Annotated in this window: 16 protein-coding genes; 4 read left to right on the plus strand and 12 right to left on the minus strand. The window is 71.7% G+C overall.

What is annotated here, in order from left to right:
- Positions 1 to 27: 27 nt before the first annotated feature.
- Together BLV05_RS20520 and BLV05_RS20525 are read right to left on the minus strand one after the other, a co-directional pair.
- Entirely contained in the window at positions 28 to 1,437 is a 1,410-nt protein-coding gene (locus BLV05_RS20520) for an HAD-IG family 5'-nucleotidase (RefSeq protein WP_046769277.1), read from the minus strand.
- A 45-nt stretch (positions 1,438 to 1,482) separates the two neighbouring features.
- Positions 1,483 to 1,833, minus strand: coding sequence for a VOC family protein (locus tag BLV05_RS20525; protein ID WP_046769278.1), 351 nt, complete (start codon positions 1,831 to 1,833; stop codon positions 1,483 to 1,485).
- A gap of 66 nt (positions 1,834 to 1,899) precedes the next feature.
- Here BLV05_RS20525 and BLV05_RS20530 point away from each other — a divergent pair, with 66 nt between their 5' ends.
- Positions 1,900 to 2,391, plus strand: coding sequence for a TetR/AcrR family transcriptional regulator (locus tag BLV05_RS20530; protein ID WP_046769279.1), 492 nt, complete (start codon positions 1,900 to 1,902; stop codon positions 2,389 to 2,391).
- On the opposite strand, the gene BLV05_RS20535 is transcribed toward BLV05_RS20530, so the two are convergent.
- From BLV05_RS20535 to BLV05_RS20560, 6 genes are all read right to left on the minus strand, one after another.
- On the minus strand, positions 2,363 to 2,764 hold the full coding sequence (locus BLV05_RS20535; protein ID WP_046769280.1) for a rhodanese-like domain-containing protein: 402 nt from the start codon (positions 2,762 to 2,764) through the stop codon (positions 2,363 to 2,365). The genes BLV05_RS20530 and BLV05_RS20535 overlap by 29 nt on opposite strands.
- Entirely contained in the window at positions 2,761 to 3,273 is a 513-nt protein-coding gene (locus tag BLV05_RS20540; protein ID WP_046769281.1) for a cysteine dioxygenase, read from the minus strand. Before BLV05_RS20540 ends, BLV05_RS20535 begins: the two co-directional genes overlap by 4 nt.
- Before the next feature lie 202 nt (positions 3,274 to 3,475).
- On the minus strand, positions 3,476 to 4,318 hold the full coding sequence (locus tag BLV05_RS20545; RefSeq protein ID WP_046769282.1) for a carbohydrate ABC transporter permease: 843 nt from the start codon (positions 4,316 to 4,318) through the stop codon (positions 3,476 to 3,478).
- The gene (locus BLV05_RS20550) at positions 4,315 to 5,157 is read right to left on the minus strand and encodes a carbohydrate ABC transporter permease (protein WP_046769311.1); all 843 of its coding nucleotides are present in this window, start codon (positions 5,155 to 5,157) and stop codon (positions 4,315 to 4,317) included. Before BLV05_RS20550 ends, BLV05_RS20545 begins: the two co-directional genes overlap by 4 nt.
- A 101-nt stretch (positions 5,158 to 5,258) precedes the next feature.
- Positions 5,259 to 6,623: an ABC transporter substrate-binding protein gene (locus BLV05_RS20555; protein WP_046769283.1), complete on the minus strand. Its 1,365-nt coding sequence runs from the start codon at positions 6,621 to 6,623 to the stop codon at positions 5,259 to 5,261.
- Positions 6,620 to 7,609, minus strand: a complete 990-nt coding sequence (locus BLV05_RS20560) for a zinc-dependent alcohol dehydrogenase family protein (protein WP_046769284.1) — start codon at positions 7,607 to 7,609, stop codon at positions 6,620 to 6,622. The genes BLV05_RS20555 and BLV05_RS20560 overlap by 4 nt, the downstream gene beginning before the upstream one ends.
- A gap of 110 nt (positions 7,610 to 7,719) precedes the next feature.
- Between BLV05_RS20560 and BLV05_RS20565 the strand changes: the two genes are divergently transcribed.
- Both BLV05_RS20565 and BLV05_RS20570 read left to right on the plus strand, forming a co-directional pair.
- Entirely contained in the window at positions 7,720 to 8,712 is a 993-nt protein-coding gene (locus BLV05_RS20565; RefSeq protein WP_172860679.1) for a sugar-binding transcriptional regulator, read from the plus strand.
- A gap of 64 nt (positions 8,713 to 8,776) precedes the next feature.
- On the plus strand, positions 8,777 to 9,979 hold the full coding sequence (locus BLV05_RS20570) for an endonuclease/exonuclease/phosphatase family protein (RefSeq protein WP_046769286.1): 1,203 nt from the start codon (positions 8,777 to 8,779) through the stop codon (positions 9,977 to 9,979).
- Between the two features lie 256 nt (positions 9,980 to 10,235).
- Here the strand turns inward: BLV05_RS20570 and BLV05_RS20575 are convergent, their stop codons facing one another.
- Both BLV05_RS20575 and BLV05_RS20580 read right to left on the minus strand, forming a co-directional pair.
- The gene (locus tag BLV05_RS20575; RefSeq protein WP_046769287.1) at positions 10,236 to 12,716 is read right to left on the minus strand and encodes an ATP-binding protein; all 2,481 of its coding nucleotides are present in this window, start codon (positions 12,714 to 12,716) and stop codon (positions 10,236 to 10,238) included.
- A 229-nt stretch (positions 12,717 to 12,945) separates the two neighbouring features.
- A complete protein-coding gene (locus tag BLV05_RS20580; RefSeq protein ID WP_197683229.1) occupies positions 12,946 to 13,614 on the minus strand; it encodes a hypothetical protein in 669 nt (222 codons plus the stop codon).
- A 58-nt stretch (positions 13,615 to 13,672) separates the two neighbouring features.
- On the opposite strand from BLV05_RS20580, the gene BLV05_RS20585 reads away from it, so the two are divergent.
- Positions 13,673 to 14,716 (plus strand): ArsR/SmtB family transcription factor, encoded by a 1,044-nt coding sequence (locus BLV05_RS20585; protein WP_046769288.1) that lies wholly within the window; start codon positions 13,673 to 13,675, stop codon positions 14,714 to 14,716.
- 100 nt (positions 14,717 to 14,816) lie between these two features.
- Here the strand turns inward: BLV05_RS20585 and BLV05_RS20590 are convergent, their stop codons facing one another.
- The gene (locus BLV05_RS20590; protein ID WP_083421307.1) at positions 14,817 to 15,698 is read right to left on the minus strand and encodes an IS3 family transposase; all 882 of its coding nucleotides are present in this window, start codon (positions 15,696 to 15,698) and stop codon (positions 14,817 to 14,819) included.
- Positions 15,695 to 15,985 (minus strand): transposase, encoded by a 291-nt coding sequence (locus BLV05_RS20595; protein ID WP_083421308.1) that lies wholly within the window; start codon positions 15,983 to 15,985, stop codon positions 15,695 to 15,697. The genes BLV05_RS20590 and BLV05_RS20595 overlap by 4 nt, the downstream gene beginning before the upstream one ends.
- Positions 15,986 to 16,017: the final 32 nt, after the last annotated feature.

Genomic DNA, 16,017 nt, shown 5'->3' on the forward strand with positions numbered 1-16,017 from the left:
CGTATTGAGTCGGTTGAGCGTGGTCGTCTATTCCGGTGCGATTTCGCGCGGCATGAGGTCGTGCGGCAGCGACGTCCGCGCCGCCCGGAGGAACGCGAACGGTGTGCGCAGCCCCAGGTTGGCCACCCGCGACGTGTAGATGTCGGCGTACTTCTCGACCTGGCGGGCGAACAGGCTCTTGTCGTTGCCGGCCCGCATCATCGGGCCCCAGGTCGGGTTGCCGAGCTCGCCGGCGGCGCGCGCGAGCGGCGCGATGCGCTCGTCCAGCGCGCGCAGGGCCGCACGTTCCGCCTCGACGGCCTCGCGGGTGCCGTCGGCGCCGGGGCGCAGCAGCGCCATGCGGGCGTGCGCCAGGCGGTCCTCGAGGACGGCCTTCTCGACCATGAAACGGCGCAGCTCGGCCTCGTCGGGGGCGAACACCTGGGCGGCGGCGATCTCGGCCTCCAGCTCGCGCATGATGAGTGCGGTGCGCCAGCGCAGCGCGGACTTCGTGACGTGGACGTCGCCGAAGAGGTGGTCCCCGACGTAGAGGATCTCGGCGCCGGTGAGGCCGAGGCTCTGCTCGACCTGGCGGGCGCAGCCGCCGTGGTAGACCTCGCCGGTCTTGAACGGGCCCCAGTGCGGCTGCAGCAGCCCGCGCTCGGCGTCGACCACCCGGTAGACGGGCTCGACCTCGGAGAAGAACCGCGGCTTCGCGGCGGCCACGACGACGATGTCGAACAGGTCGCGCCAGGACCCGGACGGCACGTGCCGGTCGAAGGCGTAGCTCATCATCGCCTTCGTGTACGACCAGTCGCTGTTGGTGATCAGCAGCAGCCGCTTCCCGGCCTGCCGCTGGTCGATCAACGTCGGCGCGGTGTCGGGGTCGATGTCGCAGAAGCGGTCCGGGTCGGCGACGATCTCGGCCTTCAGCGCGCCGGTGGTGTGCGACTCGTCCAGCGCGGCCGACACGATGCGGTACAGCTCGTCGTAGCCGAGCGGGCCGGGGATGGTGCCGTCGTCGAGGCGGTCGACGAACTGGGCGTAGAGCGCGGACTCCGAGATGGTGAACAGCGTGTTCATGAACCGGAACCGCGGGTTGCTGAGGTCGACGGTGACGCCGTTGTAGGTGGTGCGCAGCTCGTCGAAGGACAGCTGGCGGGTGCCGTGCTGAGCCTGGATGACGTAGCCGAACCGGGTGGCCTTGACCAGGTTGCCGAGGTCGAGGTCGATGACCAGGCCCTGCAGGTACCGGTCGGGCTCGAACACCAGGCCGGCGACGGGGTAGTCGCCGGCCGCCAGCACCCGCGTGGCGTGCTCGAACGCCGTCCGCTCCCACTGCTGCGTGCGGTAGTGGATGAGCGTGTAGTCCATGTCGTAGCCGATGGCCTGCACCGAGCGCAGGTTGAGCGTGCGGTTGGCGTAGACACCGCGTTCCAGCCCGTCCGGAGGCGTCATGTTCCAGAGCCTAGAGGCTGGGACACCCGCCCAGCGGGAGGTCCGTCACGTCGTGGCGGGGTCGTTCACCTGGTCCATGACGTAGATGACGGCGCCGCCCGGGTCCTGGTAGGTGGCCATGAAGCCGCCGGGGATCTCGTTGGGCTCCTCGAGGACGCCGAGCGAGTCGGGCTTGGCGGCGTGGAACGCCTGGACGCTGTCGACGACGAACAGCGGGCCGACCGGCGCGTCGGCGTCGTGGGAGTCGAGCATCAGCTGGACGCCGGTGCCGGGCAGGGTGAGTGCGACGGTGGCGTCGCCCTCGCGCCAGGCCTCGTCGAAGCCGAGGTCGTCGCGGTAGAGCGCGAGCGAGGCCTTGAGGTCGGACGTCGGGACGAACAGGAACTCGAGCTTCATGACGGATCCCTTTCGGACGCAGTGCCGTAACTGGATTTGAGCATAGCGTAACGGCATTATGGTGTCATGCACGAGTGGGTTCCGGTGTCGACGTCGGCGAAGGGCCGGCTCGTGCGCGCGGCGGTCGAGGCGTTCGGCGCGCGTCCGTTCGGCACGGTGACGGTGGGGGAGCTGGCGGCCGCGGCGGACGTCACGACGGGCGCGCTCTACCACCACTTCGGCAGCAAGCGTCGGCTCTACGCCGTCGTGCACGAGGATGTCGAGCGGCGGCTGCTCGACCGGATGGAGGGCGCGATCGGGGCCGCCGGCCTCGCGGCGGGCCTGCTGACCGGCTTCGACTTCGCCGTCGGGGCGGGCTTCCCGCAGCTGCTGGGCGCGGCACCCGCCGGAGGGGAGCCGGACCGGCTGGCCGAGCTGCTCAGCGCCTATACGGCCCGCGTCTCGCCGGTGCTGGGCTGGGTGCTCGCGGCGGCGTGGCGAGCCGCGGTGCTGGCTGCCGGCGTCGATCCGGGCGCGGCCCGGGCGGCGCTCAGGGCACTGTCGGTGCGGTACCCGTGACCGGCAGGCCCGCGGCGGCCCACGCGTGGAAGCCGCCGATCAGGTCGGTCGCGTTGACCAGCCCGAGGTCGCGCAGCGACACGGCGGCGAGGCTGGAGGCGTAGCCCTCGTTGCAGAACACGATCACGGTGCGTCGCGGGTCGTCGGCCTGCTCGAGGCGGTGCGGGCTGGTCGGGTCCAGCCGCCACTCGAGCACGTTGCGGTCCACGACCAGCGCGCCGGGGATGGTGCCGTAGCGCTCGCGGTCGGCGGCCGGGCGGGTGTCGACCAGCAGGGCGCGCTCGTAGGTGACGGCGTGCGCGGCCTGCTCAGGGGTGAGCCGGACCAGCCGCGACCGGGCCGTGTCCAGCAGCGTCTCGACGCGCGGGCTCATCGGGCCGGCTCCGGCTCGTCGGTGAGGACGGTCCGCACGCGCCGCAGCGCGCCGGCGCCGTCGACCTCGTAGTAGCCCATCGCGGTCAGCGGCGGCGAGTACGCGTGCACTGTCACGGCGGGCGCCGGGTCGGTGTTGACGACGTCGTGCACGTGGCCGACCGGGAACCCGACGCCGCGGCCGTCGCGCAGCCGCCGCTCGCTCAGCCCGGCCGCCGCCGGCCGCCAGAACCGCTCGGTGACGGTGCCGGACACCACGGTCAGGGCGCCGAGCGAGCCGGCGTGATCGTGCAGCTCGGTGGACTGCTCCTGCGTCCAGCTGATCAGCCAGACGTCGGTGTAGGGGTCGCTGGACAGCCGCACCGACCAGCGCTCGTCCGAGTCGAACTGGACGGGGTGCCGGCCGTCCCGCACTTCGGCGGCGACGGTGCTGGTCAGCTCGACGAGGTCGTGCAGCGAGACAGGCGTCGGCCCGTCGAGGCGGGCGGGACGAGGCAGGGCGATGGTCATGGCCGATCTCCGGTGGACGAGCCGAAATGGGGTCTGAAGGAACCGGAGGTCAGCGACAGATGGCCGTGCAGGTGCGCTTCAGATCGATGTGGCGTCGCATGACGAGCACCAGCGCGGAAGCCTGCATGTGGACGATAATCCCCAGTGAATCGCTAGGAATCAAGCGTTGTCCGGATGTTGAGATGATCATGGCCCTCACGAACTACTTGATCGCCCCCATCGACAACCCGCGGACGAGCTGCTTCTGTGCCACCCAGCCGGCCAGGACGACCGGCAGCGAGGCCAGCGTCGCGGCGGCGGCCAGCTGGGCCCAGTAGAGGCCCTCGCTGGTCATGAAGCCGACCAGGAACAGCGGCACTGTCGCGGCCTGCGAGGCGGTGAGGTTGACGGAGAAGAAGAACTCGTTCCACGCGAAGATCACGCAGATCAGCGCCGTCGCCGCGAGGCCGGGCGCGACCATCGGCAGCAGCACCTTCAGCATCGTCTGGCGCAGCGAGGCGCCGTCCATCGCGGCCGCCTCGAGCACCTCGGCCGGGATCTCCTGCAGGAACGAGCGCATCATCCAGACCGCGATCGGCAGGTTCATCGCCGTGTACAGGACGACCAGTGTCCAGACGTTGTCCAGTGCGCCGATCTGCCCGGCGATCACGTAGATCGGCACGATCACGGCGACGACCGGCAGCATCTTCGTCGAGATGAAGAAGAACAGCACGTCCTGCGTCTTCTTCACCGGCCGGATCGCCAGCGCGTACGCCGCCGGCACCGCGAGCGCCAGCACGAGCAGCGTCGACATCGTCGTCGCGAACAGCGAGTTGAGGAAGTACGGCCAGGCGCCGGCGTCGAACAGCGCCCGGAACTGCTCCAGCGTCGGGGTGAAGAACAGGCTCGGCGGGTCGGTGTAGGCGTCGGCCTCGCGCTTGAAGGCGGTGATCACCATCCAGAGCACCGGGAAGAAGAAGACGATCCCGATGATCCAGGTGAGCACGGTCAGCAGGCCGGCGGACCGGCGGCGCTGGCCGGTGACGGCGACGGCGGCGGTGGTCATCGGTCCTCCTGGACGAACGAGCGGAACAGCAGCCGCAGCGCGAGCGTCGCGACGACGATGGTGCCGATGACGACGACCACGCCCATGGCCGCGGCCTGGCCGACGTCGAAGCCGAGGAACGCACGCTGGTAGATGTAGAAGGGCAGGTTCGAGCTGGCGGTCCCGGGACCGCCCTGGGTCATGATGTAGATCTGGTCGAACGTGTTGACCACGTAGATCGCGCCCAGCAGGACGCCCAGCTCGATGTAACGGCGCAGGTGCGGCAGGGTGATCGAGCGGAACGTCCGGACGGCGCCGGCGCCGTCGACCTGCGCGGCCTCCAGCACGTCGCGGCCCTGGCTCTGCAGCCCCGCCAGCACGAGCAGCGTCATGAACGGCGTCCACTGCCAGACCAGCGCGGTGATGACGGAGACCAGCGGCGCGGAGCTGGTCCAGTCGTAGTCGCCCAGGCCGAACGGCGAGAGCACGAAGTTCACGATGCCGAACACCGGGTCGAACATCATCGTGCCCCAGAGCAGCGCGCTGGCCACCGGCATGATGAGGAACGGCGTGATGACCAGCGTCCGCACCACCGACCGGCCGACGAACCGCCGATCCAGCAGCAGCGCCAGCGCGATGCCCAGCAGCATCGCGACGATCACGCAGCCGGCGGTGATCACGATCGTGTTGACGGCGGCCTCGCGGAACACCCGGTCGGCGAAGACGTCGGCGTAGTTGGACAGCCCGACGAACCGTTCCGACCCCGGGCGGACCAGGTTCCACGAGTTCAGCGAGTACCAGAGCGTGACGAGGAACGGGATCTGCGTCACGAGGATCGCGAAGACCAGCGCGGGCAGCAGCGGCGCCCGGCGCCGCCAGCCCTCGCGGCGCGCGGAGTAGGCCGGCGCGGGCGACGGGGCGGCCGGCCGCGGCGGGACGGCGGTGGTGGCGACGTCGGTGCTCACGATCCGTCCTCCTCTTGGTAGGACTCGCCGACGGTCTCGGCGTAGCGCTGCGCCTGGTCGAGGGCCTCGTCGATGCTGATCTGCCCGGCGATGGCGGCGGAGATCTGCTGGCCGACGCGGGTGCCGAGGTCCTGGAACTCCGGGATGGCGAGGAACTGGATGCCGTCGTAGGGGACCGGCGCGGTCATCGTGTGCTCCTGGTCGGCGACCTCCATCGACGACAGCGTCGGCTCGGCGAACGCGGCCGCGACCTCGGCGTACTCGGGGATCTCATAGGTGGAGTTGCGGCTGCCCGGCGGCACCCGCTCCCAGCCGAGCTCGTCGGCGACGAGGTGCGGGTACTGCTTGTCGGTCATCCAGGCGATGAAGTCCCACGCCTCGTCCGGGTGGTCCGACGACGACGGGATGCCGAGTGACCAGGTGTACAGCCAGCCGCTGGCGTCGGTCTCGACGACGGGCGCCGGAGCGTAGCCGTTGCTGCCGGCGGTGACGGAGTCGTCCGGGCTCTCGACCACGTTCACCATCGACGTCGCGTCGTACCACATGGCCGCCTGGCCCTGGCCGTACCGCGTCGCGCAGTCGGCGAAGCCGCTGGTGGCGGCGCCGGCCTGGCCGTGCTCGCGGACGAGGTCGACGTAGAACTCGACCGCCTCGCGCACCTCGGGGGAGTCGAGCCGGGCGTTCCAGTCCTCGTCGAACCACTGGCCGCCGAAGGTGTTGATGACGGTGTTCAGCGGGGCCAGGTTCTCGCCCCAGCCGGCCAGCCCGCGCAGGCAGATGCCGGTCATGCCCGGGTTGGCCTCCTCGATCTCGGCGGCCAGGTCGCGCACCTCGGGCCAGGTCGGCCGCTCCGGCATGGTGAGGCCGGCCTCGTCGAACAGGTCCTGCCGGTACACCAGGAACGACGACTCGCCGTAGAACGGGACGGAGTACATGTCGCCCTCGTACGACAGCGACTCGCGGACCGGCGCGATGAAGTCGTCGGTGTCGTAGTCGTCCGTGGCGTCGGCGTAGGGCTGCAGGTCGACCAGCCAGCCGTTCTCGGCCCACATGGCGGTCTCGTAGTTGCTGACCATGATGACGTCGAACTCGCCGCCGCCGGTGGCGACGGACGCGGTGATCTTCGCCCGCGACTCGTTCTCCGGCAGCGACACGAAGTCGACGTCGACGCCGGGGTGCGCCTCGCGGAAGTCGTCAGCCAGCGCGATCGCATCCGTCATCTGCGGGTTCGAGACCACGGCGACGACGATCGTCGTGCCCGAGTCGGAGCCGGACGTCAGCGCGCCGGCCCCGGCGCAGGCGGTCAGCGCGGCCACCGAGCCGGCCGCGGCGGCGAGGCGGGCAGCGGTCCGGCGCCTCATGGTGCCACCTGCGCCTTGACCGTCCCGCCGGACCGGACCAGGTCGAGCACGGCCGGGAACTCGTCCAGCCCGACGGTGTGCGACACCAGCGGGTCGGTGCGCACCTGCCCGGACGCGACCAGCCCGACGGCGTCGCCGAAGCTGTGCAGCACCGCCATCGAGCCGACGACGGTGATCTCGTCGTTGTAGATGCGGAACGGCGACAGCGCGAGCCGCGCGTCGGCGTGAGCGACGCCGAACACCTGCAGCCGGCCGCCGCGGTCGAGCGCGCCGAACGCCGCCTCGAGTGCCGGCACCGCGCCCGTGACGTCGACGGCGGCGTCGAAGCGCTGGGTCGGCAGCTCCGGCACCGACGTCGCGACCTCGGCCGCGCCCAGCTCGGCGGCCAGCGGCAGCTTGCCGGCGGCGAGGTCGACGACGCTGACTCGGGCGCCGGCCGCGGCCAGCAGCTGGGTCATGATCAGGCCCATCGTGCCGGCGCCGAGGACGAGCACTCGCTCTCCGGGCTCCGCGCCGAGCCGCCGCAGGCCGTGCACCGCGCAGGACACCGGCTCGATCAGCGCGCCCTGCGCGAACGTCAGCTCGTCCGGCAGCCGGTAGCAGGACGCGGCCGGGACGGCGACGTACTCGGCGAACGCGCCGTCGACGGTGTCGCCGATGGCGCCCCAGTTCTCGCACAGGTTCCCGCGGCCGCGGCGGCACTGGCGGCAGTAGCCGCAGAACAGCGACGGGTCGACGGCGACGCGGTCGCCGACCGCGAGGCCGGTCGTCACGCCGGGGCCGACCTCGGCGACGACGCCGGCGAACTCGTGCCCCGGGACCAGGGGATAGGGGCTGGGCGGGAACTCGCCCGCCGCGATGTGCAGGTCGGTGCCGCACAAGCCGCACGCGCCCACCGCGACCACCACGCCGCCGGGTGCGGGCGTCGGGTCGGGGACGTCGCGGACGGTGATCTCGCCCGGCTTCTCGATGACGACGGCGCGCATGCAGCCTCCTTGCTGACACCAGCACTGGCGCTCATATGAGCGAATTAGATGCTCATATGTGCACAATGAAGGTTGTATCGCGGTGTCCTGGAACGGTCAAGGGGGTTGTCATGCCACGCAGGGGCCGTCCGCCGGCCGGCGGCGCTGCGCCGATGGGCCCGTCCGACCTGGTGCTCGCGGGCGCCGTGGCCCGCCGCCACTACGTCGACGGCCGGTCGAAGGTCGAGATCGCCGACGAGTTCGGGCTGTCCCGGTTCCAGGTGGCGCGCATCCTCACCGAGGCGCGCGAGCGCGGCTGGGTCCGCATCGAGATCGCGCTGCCCGGGCACCTCGACGACGAGCTGTCGCTGGCGCTGCGCGACGCCGTCGGTGTGCGCGAGGCGGTGGTCGTCGAGGCGCCGTCGCAACCCGAGTCGGCCACCCGCGACGAGCTGGCCGCCGTCGTCGCCGGGCTGGTCAGCGAGAGCGTCCAGCCCGGACAGGTGCTGGGTCTCGCCTGGAGCCGGACCATCGAGGCGATGTCGCGGCGGCTGCAGCGGCTGGCGCCGTGCACGGTCGTCCAGCTGGCCGGGTCGATCGCCGTCGAGGGCGGGTCGGCCGGCACCGTCGAGGTGGTCCGGTCGGTGGCGGCCGCCGCGGGCGGCGAGGCGCTGCCCGTCTACGCGCCGCTGGTGGTCGAGGACGCCGCCACGGCGGCCGGGCTGCGGCGCCAGCGCGAGATCGCCCGCGCGCTGGACCGGTCCCGGTCGCTCGACGTCGCCGTCGTGTCGGTGGGCAGCTGGGGGCCCGGGCTGTCGACCGTGTGGGACGCCGTCACCGAGCCCGAACGGGCCGAGGCGCTGGCCCGCGGCGCCGTCGGCGAGTCCGGCGCCCGGCTGTTCGACGGCCAGGGGCGCGACGTCACCGGCGACTTCGACGAGCGCGTCGTCGGGGTGACGCTGCAGGAGCTGCGCGACACGCCCGTCGTCATCGCCACCGCGTACGGCGCGCGGCGGGCCGAGGCGGCGCTGGCGGCGGTGCGCGGCGGCTTCGTGACGACGCTGGTCACCGACGCGGCACTGGCCCGCCGCGTGCTGGAGCTGGCCGGTCCGTCATCGTCCTGACGCCTGATGTTCGCCCGGGAGGTCTAGGGTTGCCCGGTTCCGGTCCACCAGGGGAAGGACACCCATGCGCATCTCGATCCGCGCCGTCGCGGTGACGGCGGCCCTGACCACCGTCGCCGCGACGCTGGCCGCGGCGGCACCGGCGAGCGGCGGCGCCGCGGCGCTGCGCGTCGCGACCTACAACCTCAGCCTCAACCGCGCCGTCGAGGGCGAGCTCGAGGCCGACCTGTCCAGCGGCACCGACACCCAGGCACAGGCCGTGGCCGAGGTCATCCAGCGCACGCGGCCCGACATCATCCTGCTGAACGAGTTCGACTACGTCGAGGGCGGCGTCGCGGCCGACCTGTTCCGCGACAACTACCTCGAGGTCGGCCAGGGCGGCGCCGACCCGATCGAGTACCCGTACGCGTACGTCGCGCCGTCCAACACCGGTATCCCCAGCGGCTTCGACCTCAACAACAACGGCACCATCGGCGGCGGCGACGACGCCTTCGGGTTCGGCCTGTTCCCGGGCCAGTACGGCATGGCCGTGCTGTCGAAGTACCCGATCCTGGAGGACGACGTCCGCACGTTCCAGAACTTCCTCTGGAAGGACATGCCGGGCGCGCTGCTGCCGACGGCGTTCTACTCGCCTGAGGAGCAGGACGTCCTGCGGCTGTCCAGCAAGTCGCACTGGGACGTCCCCGTGCAGGTCGGACGCCGGACCGTGCACGTGCTGGTCTCGCACCCGACGCCGCCCACGTTCGACGGTCCCGAGGACCGCAACGGCACCCGCAACCACGACGAGATCCGCTTCTGGGCCGAGTACGTGGGCCCGGGCCGGGCGAACTGGATCTACGACGACGAGGGCGCGCGCGGCGGGCTGAAGCCGGGCTCGTCGTTCGTCATCCTCGGCGACCAGAACAGCGACCCCGTGGACGGCGACTCCGTGCCGGGCTCGATCCAGCAACTGCTGGAGAACCCGCGCATCGTCGACCCGCTGCCCACGTCGGCCGGCGCGCCCGAGGCGGCCGTCCTGCAGGGTGGCGCGAACACGTCGCACGAGGGCGACCCGCGCTACGACACGGCCGATTTCGCCGACGGCGCGCCGGGCAACCTCCGCGCCGACTACGTCCTGCCGTCGCGGCAGCTGCGCCCGGTCGGGGCGGGCGTCTTCTGGCCGGTCCGCTCGGACCCGCTGTCGCGTCTGACCGGCGAGTTCCCGTTCCCGACCAGCGACCACCGGCTGGTCTGGGTGGACGTCCGGGTGCCGGGCGGGCGGGGCTGACCTGCGCGCTTGACACGATGTCATCGTCCGCCCGTACCACGGAGGTACGGGCGGACGCACATTGTCAGGCTGTTGTCAGGGTGCTGTAGCTGTTGCGGATCACTCCGGCACGCCATTGTTGTTCCCGCGGGGGGAGGAGTGCCGGACCCGAAGCAGATGTGGGTGGACATGGCAGGCGCCGGCGCCGCACAGCTTGGCCGGCAGCGCGTCTAGCGGGGGGCAAGACCGCTGCCGGCCGGGCACCTTTCCCCGGTGATCACCAGGGAGTGTCGAGGGTACTGAGGGTGTCGGGCGGGTAACCGTCGGCCACGGCGTGCAGGGGCGTGGCCTGGCCCGCACCCCAGGCGTGAGCGAACGCGCGCTCGCCCAGGGCGTCGCGGACGGCCTTGATGGTGTGCTCGTTGTCGGGACGCTCGCACAGCGGTGCCGGGGCGCCGATGGTGTCGCGGACCGCCGCCGCGGCGCCGAGCAGGAACGCGGCGTACGCGGTGTTCTCGTGGTCCTGTGCCACCGATGCCAGCGCCTCGAGGACGCTCGCGGACCGCCAGCGGTCGCCGAGCTCCTGGTGTTCGGCCAGGCTCTCGTCGAGCAGGTGGATGGCGCGTTCGAGCCGGCCCTGACGGCGCGCGACCACCCCCAGCTGGTTGAGCGACCAGCCGACGCCCTCGCGATAGCCGAGCCGCTGCGCGCGGCCGAGACTCTGGTGCAGCAGCCGCTCGGCGGTGGTGAAGTCGCCGGCGTAGAGCGCGACGGCGCCGAGGTTGAGCTGCGACCAGGTGATGCCCTCGCCGTCGCCGGCCTGCTGGAAGTGGGTCAGCGCCGCCTGGGAGTAGTCGCGGGCGCCGTCGAGGTCCATCCGCAGCCACGAGACGAACCCGAGGTAGTGCCGGGCCCAGGCGATGCCCGACTTGTCGCCCAGCTGCTGGTAGAGGTGCAGGCTCTCGACGTGCAGCTGGAGGGCGGCGTCGTAGTCGGCGCGCTCGCGGGCGATGCTGCCCAGGTGCCGCAGCGTGAGTGCGGCGCCTGCGGCGTCGTCGAGCCGGCGGTAGAGCGCGAGCGCCTGCTCCAGCCGTTCGGCGGCGACGTCGTACTCGCACTGCAGGAACGCGAGGTAGCCGGCGCCGCGCGACGCGCCCGCGAGCGCCGCCGGGGCGACGGGGTCCGGCCCGGCCTGGGCGATGCGTAACGCCGACTCCAGCCAGTCGCGGCCCTCGGAGTAGTGGCCGCGCAGGTAGAAGTACCGCCACAGGGCGGCGGCCATCCGCATCGACTCCGCGCCCAGCTCGCGGCTGATCGCCCGCCCGAGCGCGACCCGCAGGTTGTCCAGCTCGAGGTCGAGGTGATCCAGCGTCGCGGCCTGCTGGTCGGTGCCGACGGCACGCTCGGCCCGCTCGGCCAGCTCGACGTAGTAGCGCAGGTGCCGCTGCTCGATGATCGTGCGCCGGCCGCCGTCGTCGAGCCGCCGGTCGGCGTACTGCCGGATGACGGAGAACATCGAGTACCGCGCCTCGGCGGCGTCGCGGTCGACCAGGATCAGCGACTTGTCGATCAGCCGGCCGGTGAGGTCGAGGACGCGCTCGTGGCAGGCGTCGGTCTGCTCGGTGCAGAACACCGTGACGGCGGCCGTCAGCGTCCAGCCGCCGGAGAACGTCGACACCGCCTCGAAGAACTCCCGCTCCTCGGCGCTGAGCAGCTGGTAGCTCCAGTCCAGCGCGGCGTCGATGGTCTGCTGGCGCAGCGGCGCGGTGCGGCTGCCGCCGGAGAGGATGCGCGACGACGAGTCCAGCTCGTCGGCGATCTGCTCGATGGTCAGGACGTTGACGCGGGCCGCCGCGAGCTCGATCGCCAGCGGGATGCCGTGGACGCTCCGGCACACCCGGCTGACCTGCAGCAGCCGGTCGTCGCGCGGGTGCACGCCGTGGGCGGCGGCGCGGGCCAGGAACATCCGGACGGCGTCGGCCTCGCGGATCTCCTCCGGCTCGGCCCGGGACGGCGGCACGGCCAGCGGCTGCACCTGCCGGACCACCTCGCCAGGCGCGCGCAGCAGCTCGCGGCTGGTGGCCAGGATGGTCAGCCGCGGGCAGCGCTGCAGCAGGACGGTGCACAGCCACGCGCAGGTCTCGACCACGTGCTCGCAGTTGTCGAGCACGACCAGCAGCTGCCGCGAGCCGATGTGCTCGGCCAGCGCGTCGACCTCGGCGCCGGCGTCGGAGGCCGGCCGCAGCCCGACGGCCGCCGCGACCGCGTCGGTGACCTCGGGACCGTCCGGCCGGGCGGCCAGCGGCGCCCAGCAGATGCCGGCCTCGAACTGCGGGCGCACCTCGTTGGCGACCGCGACCGCGAGGCGGGTCTTGCCGACCCCGCCCAGCCCGGTGAGCGTCACCAGCCGGACGCCGCCGTGGCTCAGCAGCGACGACAGCTCGGCCAGCTCGGAGGCCCGGCCGATCATCGTGTCTGACGGCAGCGGCGGCCCCTGGACCTGTGGTGCGTAGACCGTGGGGGAGCGGCGCAGCGACTCGGTGAACACGGCGAAGTCGGTGTCGGAGAGGTTCAGAGCGGTCGCCAGTAGCCGCACCGTCAACGGGCGCGGTGCGCGGCGCCGCCCGCGCTCCAGCGCGGCGACGGCGTCAGAACTGAGACCGGCTTTCTCCGCGAGCTCTTCCTGCGACAGGCCGGCAGCTAGCCGGTACCGCCGCAGCAGGCTCGCGAAATCGTCGATCTCATTGCTGGCCGACACGCCTTGTTACCTCCGAGATGACCCGGTAGCTGTGAAATCGTACCGGGTGATCTTGGGGGTATCCGATGCGGTCGAGCAAGTGATTCCGTGATTGTCACCAACGGGACTTCTCGCCTCGGCGGCTGACGGCTCGCTCGGAGCGCCCGCTGGGTCGGTGGATCATGTGGAACCGCAGGTGAGCGGCGTTCGGCGGGTCGACCGCCTGGGTGCAGTCGGCTGTGCTGGTGTCTCAGAACCTCCAGACCTCGGCGACGGCGACGAAGGCGCTGGAGGACGGGCGTTCCGGCGTGCCGCCCCGGATGATCTCCCCGGGCAGCCTCCGGCCCCTCACCTCGATGGACGCGACGGCGCTCGGGCCGGTGACCAAGCTGAGGCTGTGCACGCGCCCGCCGAGGTCGAACTCGTCGGTCGCGAACGCCCGCCGGTCGAGCACGTCCGCGATCCGCACGGTCACGTCCCCGGCCCGCGCGTGGGTGCCGAGGGCGAGGTCGTTGACGATGTGGACGGCGCGCCGCTCGATCCGCGGCTCGGGCCACGGCAGGCCCTCGGCCTCGGGGAAGAACCTGGTGAACGTCCGCTCCAGCCAGGAGCCGAGGTCAGGGCGGTCGGTGAGCACGCGTACACCCCCGTCGTGCCAGAGCACGATCGCCGCGCCGGCGCCGTGGGTGGACCAGTCGACCGTCCAGACAGACGCGTAGGCGCTGACCTCGTCGCGGTGGATCAGCTGGACGCCGGGGTTGGCGCCGACGAGCACGACCTTGCGCTGGGCCGGCTCGGGACTGGCGTCGGCGATGGATGGGAGGGCGAGCCCAGCTGTGACGCCGGCGGCGGTGGTGGCGCCAGCGCGGAGCAGCCGGCGGCGGGTCAGGTCCGGCCGCGTCTCGTGTGGTGGTGTCATGGGCCCAGCCGACCGGGGCAGGCGCCGGCGCCGCCATGAATTCGAGTACGTTCGAATCGTGACGGTCCGGATCCCGATGACGGCCGACGCGCTGGGCCGGTCGCGGTTCGGCATCTCGCCGTGCGCCGAGGTCGTCGGCAGCCTGCGCGCGCTGCACCGTCCGTCGCCCGGATCGCCGCACCTGATGCGGTGGCGGGCGCGGGCGCTCGACGTCGTGCCGGCCGCGCCGCTGAGCCTGCTCGCCGCGCTGACCGGCAGCACCGTGTACATCCTCGACCTGCTGACGCCGCCGCCGGACGCCGCGGTGACGACGATCGGCGACGAGGCGGCGGCGATCGCGGCGACGCCGGCCGAGCTCACCGAGTACCAGCTGGACATCGCCTTCCGCGGCCGGGCCGTCCCGCCGGCCGTGGCCGAGAGCGTCGGCGGCCCGGCCCGGCTCGAGGAGCTGCGCCAGCCGATGCCCGCCGTCGTCGCCGAGGCGCTGGCCGGGGGAGCAGTGGCGTTCGTGGCGCGGGTGGCCGACGCCATGCGGACGTACTTCGAACTGGTGGTGGCGCCGGACTGGCCGCGCGTGCTGGACGTGCTGACCGCCGACGTCGCCTACCGCGGCGACCGCATGGCCCAGCACGGCGCGCTGGCCCTGCTGGACGACTTCCACCCGTCGGTGCGCTGGGACGACGGTGCGATCGTGGTGCGCAAGCCGTTCGAGCTGGTGGTCGACTGGCCGCACGACGGTCTGCTGCTGGTGCCGAGCACCGGCCTGAGCGACGGCGTGCTGCTCAACGCCGAGCGCCCGACGACGCCGTCGATCCTGTACCCGGCCCGCGGGCTGCACGCCCTGTGGTCGGCGGCGGGGTCCGCGGCGCCGGCCGACGTCGGTGAGCTGATCGGGCACACCCGCGCGACCCTGCTGGCCGCCCTGGACGTCCCGCGTACGACCGCCGAGCTGGGTCGCCGCGAGGCGCTGTCGGCGGCGACCGTCTCGTATCACCTCGCGATCCTGCACCGCACCGGCCTGGTGGCGCGCCGCCGCACCGGCCGCCGCGTCGTCTACACCCGCACCGACCTCGCGGCCGCCCTGCTCGGCCCGTCGGCATGACCGGCCGCTCGCTGTCGTCGTGGCGGTGGGGCGCCGGCCCTTGATCGTCCGTCGCATCAGAAGGGCACTGAGCTTCCCCCAAATCGTGGAGGGTTTCCCTTTACGCTGCTTCCAGCATAGCGGAGTTCTCGTAGTCGATGGGCGATTTCATGCCGCACGAACTGTGACGCCGACGACAATTATAGAAATCTACGACCCAGTCGATAATGACGCGTTTCGCTTCGTCGCGGGTCGTAAAGTGGTGCCGCGACAATACCTCGTGTTCCAGGGTGGAGAAGAACGATTCCGCGGCGGCGTTGTCGAAACACGACCCGACCCTTCCCATCGACTGGGTGATCTTCAGATCACGGCAGAGTTCGGTGAAGTCGTGCGCGGTGTAGGTGGACCCGCGGTCGGTGTGGAAGACCACCCCGGCCACGACCCCGCCACGGGCAGCGACGGCCATCTTGATGGTGTCAGCTGCCAGGACGGCATCCGGGTGCGGGCTGGTGGCGTAGCCGAGCAGCCGCCGGGAGAACAGGTCGATCGCCGTGGACAGATACAACTTGCCCTCGTCGGTGGGTATCTCGGTCATGTCGCCGACCCACCGACAGTTCGGTGCTTCGGCGGTGAAGTCACGATTCACCAGATCAGCGAACGGGATCGCCCGCTTATCCGGGCGGGTGGTGTTCTTCCGCCGTTTCTTCGCCCGCGCGACCAGGCTCTGTCGTTTCATCGAATCGGCGACCGTCTTCTCACCCACCGTCCAGCCGGCCTCACGCAGATCGGCGTGAATACGCGGCGATCCGTGCAATTCACGCGACTCGGTGAACGCCTTCTTCACGGCGGCGTCGAGCTCGTCGCGGCGCTGCTGCCTGGGTGTGGGTGGCCGGTCGTGCCACTTGTAGAACCACGACTGCGACACCTCCAACGCCCGGCACGTCACCGCGTGCGGTACCTGGTGGCTGGTCCTCTGGTCGGCGATGAACGCAGCCAGGCTCACCGCGTCGCCTCCTTCACCCACAGGACCACGGATCGCTTGAGCACGTCACGCTCCATCCGCAACTCCGCGACCTCGCTGCGCAACCGGGCCAGCTCGGCCCGATCGTCGCTGGTCAGGCCATCGGCCTCGCCGCGCTCGACCCGGTCCTTCTTCACCCAGTTACGCAGCGTCTCCGACCCGATCCCCAGGTCACGAGCGACCTGCGCGATCGGCTTGTTCGTCTCCCGAACGATCCGAACAGCTCCCTCACGGAACTCCGGATCGAACTTTCGTCTCGTCTCAGGCATCGCCACTCCTTATAGCCGATGCCTCCACACTT

The sequence above is a fragment of the Jiangella alkaliphila genome, assembly GCF_900105925.1.
Lineage (GTDB): Bacteria > Actinomycetota > Actinomycetes > Jiangellales > Jiangellaceae > Jiangella > Jiangella alkaliphila.

Coding starts and splice junctions, on each gene's coding strand:
- BLV05_RS20560 (WP_046769284.1), bottom strand. CDS start 7,609: ATGCGCGCCGTCGTCATCGAGAAGCCGGGCGAGATCACCGTCCGCGAC.
- BLV05_RS20525 (WP_046769278.1), bottom strand. CDS start 1,833: ATGAAGCTCGAGTTCCTGTTCGTCCCGACGTCCGACCTCAAGGCCTCG.
- BLV05_RS20535 (WP_046769280.1), bottom strand. CDS start 2,764: ATGAGCCCGCGCGTCGAGACGCTGCTGGACACGGCCCGGTCGCGGCTG.
- BLV05_RS20595 (WP_083421308.1), bottom strand. CDS start 15,985: ATGCCTGAGACGAGACGAAAGTTCGATCCGGAGTTCCGTGAGGGAGCT.
- BLV05_RS20570 (WP_046769286.1), top strand. CDS start 8,777: ATGCGCATCTCGATCCGCGCCGTCGCGGTGACGGCGGCCCTGACCACC.
- BLV05_RS20580 (WP_197683229.1), bottom strand. CDS start 13,614: ATGACACCACCACACGAGACGCGGCCGGACCTGACCCGCCGCCGGCTG.
- BLV05_RS20565 (WP_172860679.1), top strand. CDS start 7,720: ATGCCACGCAGGGGCCGTCCGCCGGCCGGCGGCGCTGCGCCGATGGGC.
- BLV05_RS20555 (WP_046769283.1), bottom strand. CDS start 6,623: ATGAGGCGCCGGACCGCTGCCCGCCTCGCCGCCGCGGCCGGCTCGGTG.
- BLV05_RS20520 (WP_046769277.1), bottom strand. CDS start 1,437: ATGACGCCTCCGGACGGGCTGGAACGCGGTGTCTACGCCAACCGCACG.
- BLV05_RS20530 (WP_046769279.1), top strand. CDS start 1,900: ATGCACGAGTGGGTTCCGGTGTCGACGTCGGCGAAGGGCCGGCTCGTG.
- BLV05_RS20545 (WP_046769282.1), bottom strand. CDS start 4,318: ATGACCACCGCCGCCGTCGCCGTCACCGGCCAGCGCCGCCGGTCCGCC.
- BLV05_RS20540 (WP_046769281.1), bottom strand. CDS start 3,273: ATGACCATCGCCCTGCCTCGTCCCGCCCGCCTCGACGGGCCGACGCCT.